Genomic DNA, 1,508 nt, shown 5'->3' on the forward strand with positions numbered 1-1,508 from the left:
CTGCTGGACGAACCCGCCTTCCGCGACCGGGCGCACGACCTGCGCGACGAGATCCACGCCCAGCCCACCCCCAACCAGCTCGTCCCGCAGCTGGAGAAGCTCACCGCCGAACACCGCTGAGGAGACGACACGATGCGCGTCCTGTTCGCCACGATCCCCGAGAAGACCATCTTCCTGCCCTCGGTACCGCTGGCCTGGGCACTGCGCACCGCCGGCCACGAGGTCCGCGTCGCCAGCCAGCCCAAGTTCGCCGACGTCATCACCCAGGCCGGCCTGACCGCCGTCCCCGTCGGCCGCGACGCCGATTTCTGGTGGGACGTGAAGCTCGACCCGAAGCTGCTCGAACAGGCACGCGCCGGGCTGCCGATGCCGTGGAAGGTCGCGGAGGACCGGGCGGACGTCACCTGGGAATCCCTGCTGGACGCGTACGGCGGTACGGTGCCGCACGAGCAGAAACCACACAACTTTCCGTTGATCGCCGGCATGGTGGACTTCGCCCGGCACTGGCGACCCGACCTGGTCATCTGGGAACCCTTCACTTCCGCCGGGGCGATAGCCGCCAAGGCCTGCGGCGCCGCGCACGCCCGGCTGCTGTGGAGCGTCGACGTCTTCGGCGTCACCCGGCAACACTTCCTGCGCCTCCAGGCCGAGCAACCCCCCGAGGAGCGCGCCGACCCGCTCGCCGACTGGCTGGCCGGCTACGGCCGCAAGTACGGCTTCGACTTCACCGAGGACATGATCACCGGGAACTTCACCATCCACCAGTTCCCCACGTCGATCGGGGTGGAGGCCGACCTGCACTATCTGCGCACGCGGTACGTCCCCTACGGCGGACCCGCCGTCGTACCGAAATGGCTGTGGACCCCGCCCCAGCGCCCCCGCGTCGCCCTCACCCTCGGCACCACCGCCACCGAGCACTTCGGCGGCTACGCCGCCAACGTGCAGGACATCCTCGACGCGCTGGCCGACCTCGACATCGAGATCGTCGCGACCATCGCCGAGTCCGAACAGGCCAAACTCCGCCGCGTTCCCGACAACGCCCGCCTGGTGTCCTACGTCCCGCTGCACGCCCTCGTGCCCACCTGCACGGCGGTCATCCACCACGGCGGGGCGGGCACGCTGAGCACGGTCGCGTTGCACGGGATACCGCAACTCGCTCTGCCGTACCATTTCGAGGGACCATTGATCTCTCGGAGACTGGCGGAGCACGGTGCCGGGCTGGCCATCCCCTCCGCCCTCGGGACAGGACCGGCCGTCAGGAAGGCCCTGCTCAGGCTGCTGAACGACCCCGTCTTCCGGGACCGCGCCACCGGGCTCCGGAACGAGGTCCGCGCGCTGCCCACCCCCAACGAGCTCGTCCCGCAGTTGGAGGAGCTCACCGCCAAGTACCGTTCCCGCGAGACCCCCTGAAGCACGGATGTCCCGAGGCCTCCGGCTGGCGCACCGCCCAGCACGGCCGAGCCACTCCCTTGGACGATGTCTCACGCGGTGAGCTTGGCGAGTTTCCG

At 69.9% G+C, this 1,508-nt stretch carries 1 protein-coding gene; it reads left to right on the top strand.

Going from position 1 to position 1,508, the window contains the following annotated elements; genetic code table 11:
• The first annotated feature begins 132 nt into the window (after window positions 1-132).
• Window positions 133-1,410: an activator-dependent family glycosyltransferase gene (locus ACWD3H_RS47640; protein ID WP_451959799.1), complete on the top strand. Its 1,278-nt coding sequence runs from the start codon at window positions 133-135 to the stop codon at window positions 1,408-1,410.
• Window positions 1,411-1,508 lie beyond the last annotated feature (98 nt).

Source organism: Streptosporangium sp. NPDC002607 (genome assembly GCF_053592655.1).

Excerpts from the sequence above, each read along its gene's own strand:
- ACWD3H_RS47640 (WP_451959799.1), top strand. The coding sequence starts at position 133 with ATGCGCGTCCTGTTCGCCACGATCCCCGAGAAGACCATCTTCCTGCCC.